Genomic DNA, 18,115 nt, shown 5'->3' with positions numbered 1-18,115 from the left:
ACTATTAAAAGTATTAAGAGTGTCAGGGTAAGAGGTTAATTTTGGGTATAGTAGTATGGAGCTGACATAGAATATGTCGTGCATTTTTGACCAAGATGGTCATCCTTCTTATTTACGCACGAAAATCATTATTGATGATTATGCACGGCCGACAAACAAATTGGAAATATTGAGCGAAGTAGTTATGAACAAAAAAATATGCATGCTTAATTTTAATCGCTTATTCTTCCTTTCGATTATAGCCTCATCTGTAATATTGGGTTGTGCTGAGAAAGGTGAGCAAAGTACTGCCAATCCCTGGCAGCAAGCCGAGCAGATCAAAGCCGCCATTACAGTTCCAGAGTTTCCTGACACGACATTCAATATAGCTGATTATGGGGCGGTGGAAGGTGGGGAGACCAAAAACACCGAAGCTTTCCGTAAGGCTATTGCTGCCGCACACGAGGCCGGCGGGGGAAAGGTGTTGGTCCCTGAGGGAACATTCCTGACCGGCGCGATCCACCTGCAAAGCAACGTGAACCTGCACCTGGCCGAAGGGGCAACGATCCTGTTCAGCCGGGACCCTGCGGACTACTTGCCGGTGGTCTTCACCCGGTGGGAAGGTATGGAACTGATGAACTATTCGCCCTTCATCTACGCTAATGGGGAAGAAAATATCGCCATAACTGGAAATGGCACTTTAGATGGAAATGCCACGCTCGAGCACTGGTGGCCCTGGAAGGGAGACAAGGAAGATGGCTGGGAAGAAGGCATGCCCAACCAGGACGCCGACCGCGATTCCCTGCACCAGATGAACGCCGATCAAGTCCCGCCGGAGGAGCGTATATTTGGGGAAGGTCATTATCTGCGGCCCAACTTCGTGCAATTCTACAACAGCAAGAATATCCTGGTCTCCGGAGTCACACTGGTGCGTTCCCCGATGTGGAACATCCACCCGGTACTGAGCGAAAACATCACCATCGACGGGATACGCATCGAGACGCTGGGACCGAATAATGACGGCATCGACCCGGAATCCTCTAAAAATGTGCTGATTACAAATACCTACTTTGACACCGGCGACGACTGTATTGCTATCAAATCGGGCCGCAACCAAGACGGGCGGCGCATCGGGGTGCCGTCGGAGAATATCGTAATAGAAAACTCTGTGATGAAGGACGGACACGGCGGCATCGTGATGGGCAGTGAAATTTCTGGCGGGGTGAGAAATGTGTTTGCCAGAAACCTTCAAATGGACAGCCCCAACCTTGATCGTGTGCTGCGGATCAAGACCAGCTCCCGGCGCGGGGGGACTACTGAGAACATCTACCTGAAAGATATTGAGGTCGGCCAGTACAAAGAGGCAGCCATACGCGCCAACATGTTTTACGAGCCGCCCGGGGATTTCATGCCAACGATTCGCAATATTGTGGTCGAAAACCTGCAGGTGGAAGATGGCGGTGAATACGGCATCCTGATCGAGGCCTACGAAGAATCGCCAGTGGCCAACCTGAAGGTTATCAACAGCTCTATCAACGGAGTCGAAACTCCGACCAAGATCAACCACGCCATCGGTCTCCATTTCGAGAACTTTCAGATTAACGGGACAGCGGTCACACCGTGAAAGCAATGAGTTTAGAATGTTGAAGGTTACAGGTTAACCGTTTCAAGCTGCCAGACAACCTTCAACGTTCAAATTTAACCTTCAATGAATTTATGATTAGATACACTGTATGGATATCATTGATGCTTCTGCTTCCTGTTTTGGGCTATACGCAGGTAAATACGGAAGTGCTGGGCTGGCAGAGCGAACTCACTTGGCACAAGCATTTGATACAACAGATGCACTGGCAGTATGACCAGCGCGAAGAAGAAATTAAGGAAGCCTTCAGCTCTGAAAAAGAGGCCAAAGCCTATCAACGGGAGATCCGAAACCGCTACCAGGATATCTTGGGAAGTTTTCCCGGAACGTCACCTCTGAATGCACAGGTGGCCGGCACTATTCAACAAGAGGGATACCATATTGAGAAGATCGTTTACGAAAGCTTTTCCAACCACCATGTGACCGCTAACCTGTACGTGCCGGAAGGAGAAGGTCAGTTCCCAGGCGTGCTGTTGTTTTGCGGGCACGAGCGGGAAGCTAAAGCCACGCCTTCATACCAGCGAACGGCGATCCAGCTGGCAAGGCATGGCTTTGTAACGCTGGTGATCGACCCGATATCGCAGGCCGAGCGCTTCCAGCTGACCGATAAAAATGGTAAGCCATTAACACGTGGTGGAACCACCGAGCATACGCTGCTGAATGCCGGATCCAACCTCGTCGGCACAAATGTGATGAATTACCAGTACTGGGATAACAAGCGCGGACTCGATTACCTGGTTACACGTCCTGAGGTGGATTCCACCCGAATCGCCGCAATCGGCAACTCGGGGGGCGGGACGATGACAACCTATTTTACCAGCCTGAATAAGAAGGTAAAAGCGGCGGCAGTGGCCAGCTTTTATACTACGCGAAAGCGTTCGCTCGAAATTCTGGGTCCGCAGGATGGCTGCCAGTGGATTCCCTTCGAGGGTCGGGAGCGGTTGGAGATTAATGATTTCCTGTTGATGAATGCCCCAATCCCTATACTGGCGCTGGCCGGTAAGTACGATTTTTTTGATTACGTGGGGACACACAATGCTTTTGAGGAGATCGAAAAATTTCATTCAATCCTGGAGCAGCCCGATAAGGTAAAACTCTTTAGCCGGGCGGATGGGCACGGTATCTCCAAGCCCAAGCGGGAAGTGGCCGTCGAGTGGTTTAACCATTGGTTTTATGATGACAGCAGTAACGTAGAGGAGGGAGAAATACCGGTACTCTCGGAAGATCAGTTGCAGGTTACTGAGACCGGCCAGGTAAACAGCAGTTTTGAAGATGAATATACCATTCAACAGCGCAATCTGGATCTGGCCAAAGAGATGGAATCCCAGCGGGAAGCATTTCAACAAACACACGGCCCGGTCGAAATCAAGGAGAAGTTGAGATCATTGCTCGGCTTTCAACGTAATAACAACCCTGTTCAGCCGGAATTCGGGGGTTCACTTCAGCAGGATGGATACCATTGGGAAAAAGTTATTCTCCGCAAAGATGGTCGGCTTCCTGTACCGGCACTGGTGCTATATCCCCCTGAAAAGAAAGTCTCTGGTAAAACGATTCTTTGGTTTTCGGAAGAAGGGAAGGGATCTATCGTCGAAGATGCCAGTCGCTGGAGAGCAGAGGCAGATTCCGGGCACGCTATCATTTTGGCTGACCAGCGCGGGATGGGAGAAACCGAAGATCCTGCACGGTTCAATGACGATAAATATTATGACAGCCAATACCGCAACGATATGATCTCCCTGCACATCGGCAAACCAGTGGTGGGCCAGCGGACAGGTGATGTGATGACGGTGCTTGATTTTGTTAGACAGGATGAAGCACTTGATGCCGATCAGCTAGAAATTCACGCAACCGGCCTGGCAGGGGCACCGGCGCTGCATGCAGCAGTTTTCGATAATGGAATCGACCGGTTGATCCTTTCCAACACGCTCCGGTCATATATGCAGATTCTTGAAACTCCGACCACGAAAAACAGCTATGGATACGTCATCCCCAATGCCCTTAAATACTATGACCTGCCCGATTTGATTGAGATTCTAGGGACAGGAAAGGTGAAGTATGTTTCGAATGGTATTCAATAATGTTATTCAACAATTAATAATGTAGAAAACAAACATGTTTGCGGGTTATAAACTGATAATGAACTATGAATTTTTAAATAACTGGCTCAATCCTCCAGTCCTTCCGCCAGTGGGCGGACAGGCTCTTCTCCAAGCAGGAACTTATAGAGAACATTAGAAGCGAATTAAAGATTGGAGTATCTCTTCTTAGTCACTCTTGGAGCCGTGACCGACCACTGGCGGTAAGAGGGATTTAGGGAGATTGACCGATTATTGGCATCAATTTCAAATCAACCAACAGATATGCAATTCAAAGGATATAGTAATAATATTCAGTTGTGGATAACAGTAGTTATCCTGTTTCTATTTTTTGGTTCTGTCCAGGTTTCATGGGCCCAACCCTCGGATGATCTCAAACTGTGGTATGATGAAGCGGCTGAAATTTGGGATGAAGCACTGCCCGTCGGCAACGGTCAACTTGGCGCAATGATTTACGGAAAGCCCCATCGCGAGGAGATACAGCTTAATGAAGAGACGGTCTGGGCCGGGGAGCCGGGCAATAATGTTAAAAACGGCCTGAAAGAAGCCCTACCGAAAATTCGCGAGTTGCTATTTGCCGGTAAAAATGAGGAGGCGTCTGAACTTACATTCGAATACTTGCCGCGGCACGCGCCTGAGGGTAATAATTACGGTATGCCGTATCAAACCGTGGGGAGCCTGTTCCTGGAATTTCCGGGTCACCAGGATGTGAGCGATTACTACCGTGATCTGGATATCGACCGAGCTGTTGCATCGGTCTCTTATAAGAAAGGAGGCGTCACCTTCCAGCGAGAAATATTCTCCTCCCTGACCGATGATGTGATGGTAGTTCGACTCTCCGCCGACAAACCAGGGAGTATAACGTTCACCATGGGTGCTGACAGCCCGATGGAGACGTTCCGGGTGCATCCCAAAAACAACCAGTTGATATTTTCGGGAAGATCTGGAGACCGGGAGAACAAAGACGGGAAAGTAGAATTCCATACCATCGTCGAACCTGAGGTTAAGGGGGGCAAGGTAGTTCCCAACGACAGCACGGTAAGCGTTCAGGGAGCAGACAGGGTAATCCTGTATATTTCGATAGGTACTAATTTTAACAGCTACAAAGATCTGACAGGCAACGAGTCGCTGCGAGCCGAACAGTATTTGGAAAAAGCTAAATATAAAACCTACGAAGAGCTCAAAGCGGATCATATTAAGAATTACCAAAAATATTTTGACCGGGTTTCACTTGACCTTGGGGGGACCGCCCAAGCTCTTAAAACAACCGATGTTCGTGTTGAGGAGTTTAAAACATCAGATGATCCACAGATGGCAGAACTGTTTTTCCAGTATGGCCGCTACCTGCTGATCTCCAGTTCGCAGCCCGGTGGACAACCAGCCAACCTGCAGGGTATTTGGAACAGAGAGACAGCTCCCCCTTGGGATAGCAAATACACGATCAACATTAACACCGAAATGAACTACTGGCCGGCGGAGCTCACCAATCTCTCCGAGATGCACCAACCGCTGTTTTCCATGTTGAAGGACCTGTCCAAAACCGGGCAGGAAAGTGCAACTAAAATGTACGGTGCGCGTGGCTGGAATACCCATCATAATACCGATATATGGCGGATGACAGGGCCTATTGATGGTGCTCATTACGGCATGTGGCCGATGGGTGGTGCATGGCTGTCACAGCATCTCTGGCAGCATTACCTGCACACCGGGGATGAAGAATTTCTGGCCGAGGTTTACCCGGTACTTAAAGGAGCCGCTCTTTTCTATGTGGATGTGCTGCAGGAATATCCGGAAAACAATTGGCTGGTCGTGGCTCCCTCCATGTCACCGGAAAATTCGCATGTAAAAGGCGTTTCTATGGCCGCCGGTACTACCATGGACAACCAGCTGGTCAATGACGTGTTTTCCAACATTATCAAGGCCGCGGATATCTTGAAACGGGACCAGGCATTTATAGATACGGTTAAAGCCAAGAAAGAGCGCATCCCCCCGATGCAGATCGGTCATTGGGGGCAACTGCAGGAGTGGCTCAAAGACTGGGATGACCCGGAGAACAATCATCGTCATGTTTCGCACTTGTATGGACTGCATCCCAGCAACCAGATATCACCCTACCGGAATCCGGAGCTGTTCCAGGCGGCACGTACTTCGCTGATAGCCCGCGGCGACGAGTCCACCGGCTGGTCGATGGGCTGGAAGGTGAACTGGTGGGCCCGGCTGCTCGATGGTAATCACGCTTATAAACTTCTTGAGGATCAGATCAAGCCTGCCATATTGCCAGACGGGGAGGAACGCGGCGGCACCTATCCCAACCTGTTTGATGCGCATCCCCCGTTCCAGATCGATGGCAACTTCGGGGCCACTGCCGGGATCGCAGAGATGTTGATGCAGAGCCATGATGGAGCTATCCACCTACTGCCGGCACTGCCCGATGCGTGGCCGGAAGGAAAGATTCATGGCTTGGTAGCACGGGGTGGATTTGAGATCAACCTGCACTGGGAAGACAGCAAGCCCACTAAAGCGGTGATCCATTCCAGGCTGGGCGGTAATTTACGCATTCGTTCATACTGGAAGCCGGCATCTGTCTCAAATGCAAAACTGACGTTAGCAAAAGGAGAAAATCCCAATGATCTGAACAATCCAACCGATATCAAAGAACCGCTGGTATCTCCGGAGGCTGATCTTGAGGATCTAGATCTTCGCAAAGTCTATGAATATGATATTCAAACGGAAGCAGGGAATACCTATGAGATCAGTTTCTAAGATAACATTTTCGGCAGCGTTGGCCAGTTTAATGGTGCTGCTGAGCCAAGTTGGAAATGCTCAGTCGCTGGCTTTCCCTGGTGCAGAAGGCTACGGGAGGTTTACCACTGGGGGGCGAGGAGGTGAGGTCATCTACGTGACAAATCTTAATGACAGTGGTCCCGGTAGCCTGCGGGCTGCCATCGAAACCGAAGGGCCACGGATCGTCGTCTTTGGGGTATCCGGGAATATTGCGCTTAAGTCCGAGCTGCAAATTGAGCACGGAGATTTGACCCTGGCTGGTCAGTCTGCCCCGGGTGATGGCATAACCGTCAAAGATTACCCCGTGATTGTGGATGCAGATAATGTCATAATAAGGTACATGCGGTTTCGTCTTGGCGATGTGAACCAGCTGGAGAGCGACGCCATCGGAGGCCGGGGAATCAAAAATTTTATCTTGGATCACTGCTCTGTCAGCTGGGCCATTGATGAGGCCGCCTCATTCTATACCAACGAAGATGTGACCCTGCAATGGAACATCATCTCTGAGAGCCTGAACTATTCCCATCACGAAAAGGGAGATCACGGGTACGGCGGCATCTGGGGGGCGGTGAGAGGCAGTTTTCACCATAACCTGATTGCCCATCACACCAGCCGGAATCCCCGTTTTTCTGGTTCCAATTATGAGAGTGACATTCCAAACCGACAGGTCGATTTTCGTAACAATGTGATATATAACTGGGGAGACAATAGTATTTATGGGGGAGAAGATGGCGAGCATAACATGGTGAAAAATTATTTTAAACCCGGTCCGGCTACGCAAGAAGATGTTGCCGATCGAATAGTAAATCCATCCCGACCCTATGGCAAGTTTTATGTGGCCGATAATTTTGTGGAAGGATACCCTGAAGTCACGGAAGACAACTGGGCAGGCGGTGTGCAATGCGAACATCCCGATTCCGCCTATCATGCCACCCCGTTCGACTATGCCCCTATCACTGAACATGAGCCTGAAGTCGTTTTCAATAAAGTACTCGAATATGCAGGTGCCAGCCTGCAGCGAGACCCGCTGGATACCAGAGTCATTAGGGAAGTGCGCACGGGAACAGCTAGATACCATGGTTCTCGGAGTCAAAAACCGGGGATCATAGACTCCCAGGATGAAGTGGGCGGGTGGCCCAAACTTCAATCAGAACCTGCTCCCAAAGATAGCGACCGCGATGGCATGCCGGACAAGTGGGAGAGAAAGCATGGTCTGGATGCGACCGACACTTCCGACGGCAAAGAATTTACACTCCATAAGGACTACACCAATGTAGAAGTCTATCTAAATGAATTAGTTAACCCGATAACAGAACCCAGTTTAAGCAAATGAATTGCCATAATCCCTACTTAACACCAGGACTATTTATGTTCCACTTGAAAAAGTTTATGATACGTTTTACAGCTACATTTTCAATGTTGTTACTGCTGATGGCAGCAACTTCGCTGGCCCAGTCGCAGGATCAGTCAGCTGGTAGCTACGTCTCTGATGTCTGGGTGGGCGACAATGGGGACGGCACCTACACCAACCCGATTATCCACGCTGACTATTCCGACCCGGATGTGGTACGCGTTGGTGATGATTATTACATGACCTCCTCCAGCTTCAACACCGTGCCGGGCCTGCCGATTCTTCACTCCAAAGACCTCGTCAACTGGGAGCTGATCGGCCACGCCCTGCCGCGACTCTATCCGAAAGAACATTTTAAGGAGCCCCGGCATGAGGAGGGCGTGTGGGCCCCGAGCTTTCGCTACCACGATGGTGAGTTTTACATCTACTGGGGTGACCCGGATTTTGGCATTTACATGGTGAAGGCTACCGACCCGGCCGGCCCGTGGAGCAAACCGACCCTGGTCAAGGAAGGCAAGGGCCTGATCGATCCCTCCCCGCTGTGGGACTCCGACGGAAAGGCCTACCTGGTGCACGCCTTTGCACGCAGCCGGGCCGGCATCAACAGTATTTTGGTAGCCCAGCCGATGAGTCCCAACGGAACTGAGCTGCTTGATGAGCCGGTAATTGTTTTTGACGGACACGAAGAGCATCCTACGGTGGAAGGTCCGAAGTTTTACAAGCGGGGCGACTACTATTATATCCTGGCACCGGCCGGGGGTGTGGAGTTCGGCTGGCAATTGGCGATGCGTTCAAAGAATCCGCTGGGCCCGTATGAAGAAAAGGTCGTAATGCACCAGGGCAATACCGACATCAATGGCCCGCACCAGGGTGGGATGGTGGAGACGCAGACCGGGGAATCCTGGTTCGTGCACTTTAGTGACCAGGGCGCCTACGGGCGTATCGTGCACCTGAACCCGATCCATTGGGAAGATGGCTGGCCGATGATGGGCGAAGACAAAAATAATGATGGCATTGGTGAGCCGGTTATTACCCACAAGAAACCGGATGTGGGGCAAGGCTATCCTGTACAAACGCCGATAGAATCTGACGAGTTTGATTCAAATACGCTTGGCCTACAGTGGCAGTGGCATGCCAACCCGGAAGTGTTCTGGGGCTTTCCGCATGGCAATGAAGACGTTTTGCGCCTCTATTCCACCAGGGTGCCGGAAGATTTTACCAACTATTGGGACGTACCACACCTGCTGCTGCAGAAGCTGCCGGCTCAAAACTTTACGGCTACCACGAAGCTGGAGTTCCATCCCTCGAATGAAGAGATCGGTGAACAGACGGGGCTCATTGTTATGGGCCGCGACTACTCCTACTTGTCGGTGACAGACCGGGACGAGGAAGGTCTCTACGTATCGCAAACCGTAGCCCATGAGGCAGATGGTGGAGGTCACGAGCAAGAAATAACTGGTGAGTTTGTCGACAGTAACCAGCTTTGGTTTCGAGTGGAAGTGAGCGGCGAAAAGGGCGACGTGCAGTGCCGCTTCAGTTACAGTACGGATGGTGAAAACTTTACCGAAATCGGAGAAGAATTCCAGGCCCGGCCCGGCGGCTGGATTGGGGCAAAGGTGGGACTGTTTGCCTCCCGTCCATATGAAAATTACGATTCCGGCTTTGCCGATTTTGACTGGTTCCGTGTAACAGAAAATGAGTAACCGAGCTGGATCGGTGAAGAAGTTAACGACTCAAAATATCTAAAGAATCAAGGTAGGTTAATAAGAGGTCTAATTCCCAAAGGTGCGACGCACTTTTGAAGTGCGTCGCACCTACAGTTACTGTTCAAATTAATAGATGCTTCAATAAATGATATCACCTTCCGCAAAAGTTTTTTCTTTACTGCTTTTAACTGCAATTTTCATCAGTTGCTCGGCAGAAAAGCCGCCAAAAGAATCGGACTATTTTAAACCGGTGCCTGATTCGTTTTATGAGGGCATCTCTTTTGATATGCCCAAAGTTCCGGTACCGGAATTTCCCGATTATTCTGTAAATATCGAAGAGTTTGGGGCCGTACCGGATGGAAACACGCTCAACACGGAGGCATTCCGCAAAGCTATCGCGCATGTGGCGGAGCAGGGGGGCGGACGTGTGGTTATTCCCCAGGGTATCTGGAAGACCGGGCCCATCACATTACAGAGCAACATTAACCTGCATGCGGAAAAAGGAGCGCTGGTCATATTCAGTGGCGATAAGGAGCTGTATCCGCTGGTCGATACCAGTTTCGAGGGACTCGATACCTGGCGGGTGATGTCTCCGATCTACGGTAAAGGGTTGACGAATGTGGCTATTACCGGGGAGGGCATTTTCGATGGTTCCGGTCATACCTGGCGGGGCGTCAATAAATCAGATATGAATGAATATCAATGGGAGGAGCAAGTAGTCTCCGGTGGTGTGCTCTCAGAAGATGGGGAAACGTGGTATCCCAGCGAAGAATATCGCCTGTCTCATCAAAAGTTTGACTCCAATGTACCGGCTGACCTGGAGACCAGGGAAGATCACCAGCCCTACAAAGATTTTCTGCGTCCCGTGATGGTCAGCATCCGGGAAAGTAAAAATGTACTGTTCGACGGGCCGACTTTTCAAAACTCACCGGCCTGGATGTTGCACCCGCTGATGAGTGAAAATGTGATCATCCGTAACCTTACAGTCAGGAACCCGGAGTATTCCTGGAATGGGGACGGCGTCGACCTGGAATCCTCTAAGAATGCGGTGATCTACAACAACAGCTTTGACGTTGGCGATGATGCGATCTGCATTAAATCGGGCAAGAATGAAGATGGTCGCCGGCGTGGGATACCCACTGAAAATGTGATTATACGGGAAAACACGGTGTATAAGGCCCACGGCGGGTTTGTGGTCGGCAGCGAGATGTCCGGTGGTGTTCGCAATATTGCGGTATCAGACATGAATTTTATTGGTACGGATACCGGCATTCGTTTTAAAAGCACGCGCGGTCGTGGTGGAGTAGTTGAAAATATTGATATCCACAACATCTACATGCAGGATATCGTCACCGAGCCGCTGCGGTTTAACCTGTATTATGGCGGGGAGGCTCCTTCTCCCGATCAGAATGCGGAAGTAGTAGATAAGGAAGCGATACGCAAGCAACTCCCGGAAGTAACTGAGGAAACGCCGCAATTTCGAAATATTCGCATCAGGAATATCTACTCTTACGATTCGGAAACGGCTCTCTGGATCCAGGGATTGCCCGAGATGAACGTGCAAAATGTCAGCATAGAAAACGTGGAATTTACCTCCGATCGTGGCGGTATGATTATGGATGCGGATCAGATCAGTATGAAGAATGTGGATGTGCGTGTAAGTCATGGGCCGATCCTGTACCTCAATAATGTTCATAACCTGGGTCTGGAAGAGGTAACCCTGGGATATGAAGAGTCAGCAGATGCTGGCACCGGACTCAGAATTGTAGGCCCCTTCACCGAAGCCCTGGATCTGTCTGGCATTTCATTTACAAACACGAGCGAAAACCTGAGCGTCGGTCCCAATGTAGAGGAAACAGAAATTGTAAAGTAAAACAAATTAAAAAGCTTAAGGAATCTCCCTTTGAAGGGGGATTTAGGGGGATGACTTGAATGATATAACCTCGGATAATGGCAAGATTATTCAATGATTTTTCAAACTATTAACCACCAACGTTATGATCAAAGTTAAGTCTATCGGTTACCTCTTATTGCTTTTACTTGTTACCAACTGTTACGGGCAGGAAAGCTACGATTTTGTTGTTGCCAAAGACGGAAGCGGTGATTTTACCACCGTCCAGGAAGCGATCCTGTCCGTGCCTGATTTCCGGGATAAGGAAACTAACAATATTTATAAAGAAAGGCGTCTATAAGGAGAAGCTCGTGCTGCCACAGTCTAAAACCAACGTCACCCTTGTTGGGGAAGATGTTGAGGAGACGATCCTGACCTATGATGACTACGCATCCAAAAAGAACCGGTTCGGGGAAGAGTTGGGTACGACGGGTTCCTCCAGCTTTTTCCTGTTCGGAGATAATTTTACGGCCCGCAATATCACGTTTGAAAACTCGGCGGGAGATGTCGGGCAGGCCGTAGCCCTCCGGGTAGATGGTGACAAAGCCGTATTTGTGAACTGTCGGTTCCTGGGATTCCAGGACACCCTGTATACGCACGCCGATGACAGCCGCCAATATTATAAAGACAGCTACATCGAAGGGGCTACGGATTTCATTTTCGGTTCCTCAACAGCTGTGTTTGATAACTGTGAAATTTACTGCAAAAAGGGCGGGAGCTATCTCACGGCAGCCTCTACCCCCGAAGAGAAGGAGTTCGGATACGTAATCATGAATAGCCGCATTACGGGCGATGCGCCCAAAGGTTCATTTTACTTCGGACGCCCTTGGCGATCATACGCACAGGTGGTTGTGATGAACAGCTACCTGGAAAGTGTCATCAAGCCCGAAGGGTGGCACAACTGGGGTGAGCCTGAGCGAGAAGAGACCGTTTTGTATGCAGAATACGACAACAAGGGACCGGGCTACCAGCCGAGCGAACGGGTATCTTGGTCGCAGCAGCTTACGGAAGAAAAAGCGGCCAAATACACACTGGAAAACATTTTTGATGGCTGGAATCCCCTGGAGCGTATCGAGTAAATCGGATTTAACAATTTGTGGGGTAGTGTCCAGAGTGCATGCCAGTAATTTGTAACGTAACTGAGCCGCAGATTTACACGAAAGTGAGCGGATTAAATCTGGTTTACTTGTGTGAATCTGTCGCCAAACCATTCAAATTATATCACATAATCAAAATAATATGTCAAGCAAGGTTATCGGAGTATTTTTGTTGTTATTGGGAGTGTTCGCCGTCGGCGCCACCGCCCAGGATTACGAAACTGAATTCGTAGTCGCCAAGGACGGGAGTGGTGATTTTACCAGCATCCAGGCGGCGATCGATGCCAGCAAGTCGTTTCCCTACGAGCGCATTACGATCCAGATCAAAGATGGGGTGTACCGCGAGAAGGTAAAGGTGCACTCCTGGAATACAAAGCTCTCATTGGTGGGAGAAAGCAAAGAAAACACCATCATCACTTACGATGACTATTTTGACAAGATTGACCGCGGGCGTAACAGTACCTTTCATACCTACACCCTGCTGGTGGATGGCAACGATTTCCACGCGGAAAACCTGACGATACGTAATACGGCCGGTCCTGTGGGACAGGCGGTGGCTCTGCATGTAGAAGCTGACCGCGCCTCGTTTGAAAGCTGCCGGATTCTGGGTGACCAGGATACGATATATGCCGCCGGGGAAGGAGACCGCCAGTATTTTAAGGAGTGTTACATCGAGGGAACCACCGACTTTATTTTTGGGGAAGCCACAGCGGTATTCGAAGATTGCACCATCCATTCCAAGAGTAACTCCTACATCACGGCCGCTTCCACAGCCAAGAGCGTTGAGCACGGTTTTATCTTCAAAAATTGCAGATTAACAGCTGCTGAGGATGTGACCGAAGTTTACCTGGGCCGACCATGGCGCAACTTTGCCCGCACAGTCTTTCTGAACTGCTACATGGGCGACCATATTCGTCCGGTAGGCTGGAACAACTGGGGCAAGCCAGAAGCAGAACAGACGGTATTTTACGGGGAGTATGGTAACAAGGGTCCGGGCTACCAGCCGGGCAAACGGGCCGAATGGACCCACATTTTAACCCCTGAGCAGGCCAAAAACTATAGTTTGGAGTCCGTTTTTGGAGATTGGGAAATAACAAACAGATAACATCACTTTATTTCTCGTATTTCTAGGTACCCTAAGCAGTTGTTTTATGAGACTGCGCTTATCCCTTATACCGCTGGAAAACATAGGTTATATTTGATACACTCCACAGCCATTGCAAAAGAGATAATTAATGGCTCTCGGCAGTTCTTCTTTATGCTGAGTTTTTATAAGAATCTTTTCAAACCAAGTAAGTAAATGAATACAATTATTTTACAGGAACCAGGTGATTTTAAGCAAACTCAAAAAGAGTTTGATTTGAACCTTGAACCGGGCGAAGCTCTTCTGAAGGTTCACCGGATTGGCATTTGTGGAACCGACCTGCACGCCTATGCCGGTGAGCAACCGTTTTTTAGTTACCCACGCATCCTGGGCCATGAGCTGGGAGTGGAGGTGGTCGAAACCGGGTCGAAAGTGGAAAATGTATCGGTCGGCGACCGCTGCTCGGTCGAGCCCTACCGGTATTACCCCGAAGACCAGGCCGTTAAAAGTGGAAAGCCCAATTGCGCCGAACGAATGTCGGTACTGGGCGTCCATGAGGATGGGGGAATGCGAGAGTATTTCAAGTTCCCGGCCAAATTCTTACACCCCTCAGAAGAGCTAACCTACGATCAGCTTGCGCTGATGGAACCGTTGGGTATCGGTTGCCACGCGGTAAACCGTGCAAATATTACCTCAGAAGACCGAGTACTTGTTGTTGGGGCCGGACCGATTGGGCTTGGAGCCCTGCAGTTTGCCCTCGCGGCCGACGCCGAGGTGGCCGTTATGGAGATCGATGAGGGGCGGATGGCATTCTGCCGGGAGTCATTTGACCTGGCCGGTGGAGTGAATCCACTCCAGGAAGATGCCAAAGAACAGCTGCGCGCTCTGTTTGGTGGCAACCTGCCCTCGGTGGTGCTGGACGCCACCGGCAACAAGCAGTCAATGGAGAACGCATTCGACCTGGTGGCTCACGGCGGGCGGTTGGTTTATGTAGGACTCTTTCAGGGAGACGTGACTTTCCATGACCCGGACTTCCACAAAAAGGAGCTGACCCTTATGGCAAGCCGCAACGCCCTGGCAGAAGATTTCCGGCAGATTATCCGCTTCGTGGAACAGGGGGCCATCGATACCGATCCCTGGATTACCCACCGGGCCCGCTTCGATGAGATGATCGGGGAATTTGATAGCTGGTTGAAGCCGGAGTCCGGGGTGATTAAAGCGATGGTGGAGCTGACCTGATAATCTAATCTAACGTCAGTTCGACATAAAGACTATCCATAAACATAGCTGTCATCGCGAGGAGGCTTTTGTTGATACTTTTGGACTCAACGATGAGGTCGACGTGGCGATCTCCCCGTCCGTTTTCTGTTCAGCTGTCGGGATCCCGATGGTCGCTGAATCCCTACTGGTGACAGTTATTTAGGGCTTGCTCAAAAAGTCCCGTTAACCTTTTTCGTGGTCAGAGGTGTTCCTTTTTGTGTGAACAAAAAAGAACCCAAAAAATCACCGTCGGGGGATTTCTTCGCCTGGCTGCCCTCCGCTCTGGCTAAAAGAAATCAAGATATTCACGGTTTGTGCTTTTTTAGTTAAAGAGGGTTTCCACATTCATGATCCTAAAGAAATAGTTGAGCAAGATTTCTTTCTTCACGCCTTCGCTTCGTTTGCCCGGGCGGCGAACAAATCCAAGGCCGGAGGAGTGGGCGATCCAGGATAACTATGGTCGCTGCCCCCGAGTCCAGAGCACCCCTGCAGCCGGCTTGCCCAAAAGGGAGGACCGTTCCAAAGCAACCGACTGGTTGGCAGCAAGATAGCACAATATCTGGGATGCTCTGGTGAGTGTTGCGGTGGAAGTTCTTCAGTCCGCCCACCGGCAGATTTTCCTCACCGAAAAAATGAACACCCATTTCGCTGGTTATGAGGTGTTATCTTACGGTGGGATTCAAGGTGTCTGCCACAACCGTAGCAAATGCAAGGTCTTTGGAGAAATTAACGGAAAACCTTGCATTTGAATCGCTAATTTAGCCTTGTATGGGACTGGTAAATCATGACTTAGAGTCTGTCTGAGGAAGCCCTATTTATTTATCTCGAACTGAGGTTAAATTAACTGCAATTGGTTTTAATGATAGTATTGATTTTCTTGTAAAGTCATTTAAACAGGGGATTGGTTTGAGCAACATAAATAATGAATAATAACACAAGCGATTTCTTTGAAAATGGAAGCAATCCATTTGAAAAGGAAGAGCAACTTATTCAAGAAATACAAGGCGGAGATCCCCGCGCTTTTAAACACCTCATGAGAGAGTACTTTAAGGAGCTAGCCGGCTTCGCCTATCAATACGTCAAGTCCTCTCATACGGCAAAAGATGTAGTGCAAGATGTGTTTGCCAATATCTGGGAGAGGAGATCCTCTTGGAATCCCACCCAGTCACTAAAAATGTACCTGTACCAGTCGGTTAAAAATGAGGCGCTGAAACACGTACGGGATCAAAAAACAGAGCAAAAATATATAGAAGCTTATATTGAAGAGCAGGAGAAAAGAAAGATTGTTCCAAAAGAGATGGACGAACCAGAAAAATTCAAGCAAGCCGTTCAACGTGCTATCCAGGAGTTGCCCGAACGAGCCCGAATGGCCTATAAACTGCACCGCCGGGATGGCCTGACCTACAAAGAGATTGCGCAGGTGATGGAGATCTCGCACAAAACCGTGGAATCTCAGATTGGCCGGGCCCTGAAAATACTGCGAGATCAGCTATCCTCCTTCCTTCCCATACTGATTTTATATATTCTTTTAGAACCGGTTTTACATTAAAAAGTGCCATAGGACGGTGTATACGGTCGTTATTGAGCCTTTGATACTCCCTTTTCCACCTGGTATTCCCTACCTGTAAAATTTTTCTCAAAAAAATTACAGGGTACCCGTTTTGGCGTGGATCTATATGGGTGAAGAAGATTTTGTAAGGGAAATTTATTATTTCGGGAAGTTTTATCACATACGATCTCACAACTTCAAAAAATCTGAAAAGAGCTATATAAGAATATGGAAGAACATAAAATGTTAAATCTAATTCGTCGATACCTTTCCGAAGAGTGTACGCCGCAGGAAGAGCAAACACTTGAGAAATGGTTGGCTGAGGATGCCGATCACCGGGAGTATTTTAATGCGGTAAAGAAAGTGTGGGATGTAGCGCCCGGTCACGATGTGGAAGTGGACTTTGAAGAGGAGTGGAAGCGCATTAGTCGGCGATTGGGTATTGAGATGGATGAATCTCCTACTTCAAAACCTCAGCCAGTCTTTGCAAAACATGGTACGGCAAAAACTTCAAGTGGAAACACACTTGCCTATTTGCTTCGTGTGGCGGCCGTTGTTCTGATTGTAGCAGTGCCGGCGTTCTACTTTTCCGATTTAGGTAATAGTTCGGAAGAAACGACCACTGTTGAAATGGTGATGAAAAAAATTGAGACCGCCAGGGGAGAACGGGCCAGCATGGAGTTCAGTGACGGCAGCCAGATTACCCTTAACTCCATGAGTTCCGTTCGGTTTCCCGAGCAGTTTAAAGGTGCCACCCGTGAGATATATCTGGAGGGGGAGGCCTTTTTTAAAGTAGAACATAATGAGGATGCCCCGTTCATCGTGCATTCAAACGGGGTGGCAGTGCAGGTTCTGGGTACTGAATTCAATGTAAACGGATATAAAGAAGATGAGGCTGTCGAAGTCGTAGTCCGGGACGGCAAGGTCGCTGTCAAGCAAAATAAGCTAAATGAACATGGGAATAGAGGAAATGAAGATAAAGAAGATCGCCCATCTGAAGTTATTCTAACAAAAGGTCAGCAAACACTCGTTAAGGAGGGCCAATTGCCGACAAATCCCCAAAATGTCTCGTTGTCGCCGTACTTGGCGTGGGTTAACGGTCGCATGATTTTTGAAGGCACGCCTATGCGAGATGTTATTCAACGACTTGAAAGGGTCTATGATCTGAATATCGAAGTACAAGATTCAACACTGCTTTCTGAACGTTTGAAAGCTTCATTTAAAAGAGAGACACCAGAGAAAGTGTTGGGGATTATCTCCTTTTCTCTGGGGATAGACTATGAGCTGCAAGGAGATACCGTAATTTTCAAATCCAAAACTAAGGGAACTCGCAATGAATAATCGACACAAACACGTTAGGGAAACATGCTGGAAGGTTTCAAGAGCTCTGCTTTTGATCTTTGTCTTAATGGCAACCGGCAGTTCGCTGGAAGCCAAGGCGCAATCTAATGCCGCATTGGGGTCGTTGGCTAATGCCGAGATCAGTGACCTGGGGCTCCAGGCAACAGATGTGGATTTAAGCTCTAAAAAGGTCACGCTGAAATTTCACCTAGTGTCATTACCACTTAATTCGTGAGGTACTCTTTTCCATAGGTCCAGTTGAATGGTTTTGCGTTCTTCTGGTTATAGTCTTTGATGTAGCTCATGAGTTGATCGACCAGCTGCTGCCGGGAGTG

Annotated in this window: 12 protein-coding genes and 1 pseudogene; all 13 read left to right on the top strand. The window is 49.3% G+C overall.

Annotated elements, in window-relative coordinates:
• Positions 1–184 precede the first annotated feature (184 nt).
• Entirely contained in the window at positions 185–1,603 is a 1,419-nt protein-coding gene (locus NC796_RS19625) for a glycoside hydrolase family 28 protein (protein ID WP_310686944.1), read from the top strand.
• A gap of 92 nt (positions 1,604–1,695) precedes the next feature.
• Positions 1,696–3,699 carry an alpha/beta hydrolase family protein gene (locus NC796_RS19620; RefSeq protein ID WP_310686942.1) on the top strand — a complete coding sequence of 668 codons (2,004 nt, stop codon included), beginning with the start codon at positions 1,696–1,698 and terminating at the stop codon, positions 3,697–3,699.
• A gap of 282 nt (positions 3,700–3,981) precedes the next feature.
• On the top strand, positions 3,982–6,480 hold the full coding sequence (locus NC796_RS19615; protein ID WP_310686941.1) for a glycoside hydrolase family 95 protein: 2,499 nt from the start codon (positions 3,982–3,984) through the stop codon (positions 6,478–6,480).
• On the top strand, positions 6,464–7,834 hold the full coding sequence (locus tag NC796_RS19610; protein ID WP_310686939.1) for a hypothetical protein: 1,371 nt from the start codon (positions 6,464–6,466) through the stop codon (positions 7,832–7,834). Before NC796_RS19615 ends, NC796_RS19610 begins: the two co-directional genes overlap by 17 nt.
• Positions 7,835–7,890: 56 nt before the next feature.
• On the top strand, positions 7,891–9,555 hold the full coding sequence (locus NC796_RS19605; protein WP_310686938.1) for a glycoside hydrolase 43 family protein: 1,665 nt from the start codon (positions 7,891–7,893) through the stop codon (positions 9,553–9,555).
• 253 nt (positions 9,556–9,808) lie between these two features.
• Positions 9,809–11,431, top strand: coding sequence for a glycoside hydrolase family 28 protein (locus NC796_RS19600; protein ID WP_310686936.1), 1,623 nt, complete (start codon positions 9,809–9,811; stop codon positions 11,429–11,431).
• A gap of 124 nt (positions 11,432–11,555) precedes the next feature.
• A pseudogene (locus tag NC796_RS19590) lies at positions 11,556–12,528 on the top strand (pectinesterase family protein).
• Positions 12,529–12,688: 160 nt separating this feature from the next.
• Entirely contained in the window at positions 12,689–13,651 is a 963-nt protein-coding gene (locus NC796_RS19585) for a pectinesterase family protein (RefSeq protein ID WP_310686931.1), read from the top strand.
• Positions 13,652–13,846: 195 nt separating this feature from the next.
• A complete protein-coding gene (locus NC796_RS19580) occupies positions 13,847–14,869 on the top strand; it encodes a zinc-binding alcohol dehydrogenase family protein (RefSeq protein WP_310686930.1) in 1,023 nt (340 codons plus the stop codon).
• Positions 14,870–15,255: 386 nt separating this feature from the next.
• Positions 15,256–15,441 (top strand): hypothetical protein, encoded by a 186-nt coding sequence (locus tag NC796_RS19575; RefSeq protein ID WP_310686928.1) that lies wholly within the window; start codon positions 15,256–15,258, stop codon positions 15,439–15,441.
• Positions 15,442–15,812: 371 nt separating this feature from the next.
• Positions 15,813–16,439 (top strand): RNA polymerase sigma-70 factor, encoded by a 627-nt coding sequence (locus tag NC796_RS19570; RefSeq protein ID WP_310686927.1) that lies wholly within the window; start codon positions 15,813–15,815, stop codon positions 16,437–16,439.
• 228 nt (positions 16,440–16,667) lie between these two features.
• Positions 16,668–17,780, top strand: coding sequence for a FecR domain-containing protein (locus tag NC796_RS19565; RefSeq protein WP_310686925.1), 1,113 nt, complete (start codon positions 16,668–16,670; stop codon positions 17,778–17,780).
• Positions 17,773–18,015, top strand: coding sequence for a hypothetical protein (locus NC796_RS19560; protein ID WP_310686923.1), 243 nt, complete (start codon positions 17,773–17,775; stop codon positions 18,013–18,015). The genes NC796_RS19565 and NC796_RS19560 overlap by 8 nt, the downstream gene beginning before the upstream one ends.
• Positions 18,016–18,115: the final 100 nt, after the last annotated feature.

Source organism: Aliifodinibius sp. S!AR15-10 (assembly GCF_031569985.1).
Taxonomy (GTDB): Bacteria; Bacteroidota; Rhodothermia; order Balneolales; family Balneolaceae; genus JAMQKA01.
This window is presented reverse-complemented; position numbering and strand designations above follow the sequence as displayed.